The following is a 538-nucleotide window of genomic DNA, read 5'->3' on the forward strand; positions in this document are numbered from 1 at the left end:
ACTTGCGCCCGACGGTGAAGAACAAATAACCGCCTTCCACTTGCCCGGCGATATTATTGGCTTTGATGCCATTGTTAATCAGCAACATAAAAGTTTCGCCCAGGCATTGGAAACCTCCATGGTATGCGAAATTCCGTTCCAGACGATGGAAAGTTTGTCTGGCGATCTGCCACGCTTGCGTCAGCAAGTCATGCGTTTGATGAGCCATGAAATTCAGGCCGATCAGGATATGTTCATGTTGCTGAACAAGCGCACCGCAAACCAGCGCCTGGCGCATTTTCTTGCCCACCTGGGCGAGCGTTACCATGACCGGGGATTTTCTGGCAGCCAATTCAGATTGAGCATGACCCGAGCAGAAATCGGCAACTATCTTGGACTCACAGTAGAAACCATCAGCCGTCTGCTGACCAAGTTTCAGAAGCAAGGCTTGATCAGAGTTGATGGTAAGTTCATTACCATCGTTGAGCCCAAACTGCTCAAGGATAATCAGGACAATGGTGTGGCGGTCAGCTGATCGCCATATATCGTAAAGGACGTT

The 538-nt window shown here is 49.6% G+C and carries 1 protein-coding gene; it reads left to right on the forward strand.

What is annotated here, in order from left to right; translation table 11 throughout:
- The coding region (gene fnr, locus J0A66_RS21560) for a fumarate/nitrate reduction transcriptional regulator Fnr (RefSeq protein WP_206575916.1) at positions 1–514 on the forward strand (514 nt) is incomplete at its 5' end.
- Between the last annotated feature and the right edge of the window lie 24 nt (positions 515–538).

This window comes from Bowmanella dokdonensis, assembly GCF_017254865.1.
Taxonomy (GTDB): Bacteria; Pseudomonadota; Gammaproteobacteria; order Enterobacterales; family Alteromonadaceae; genus Bowmanella; species Bowmanella dokdonensis.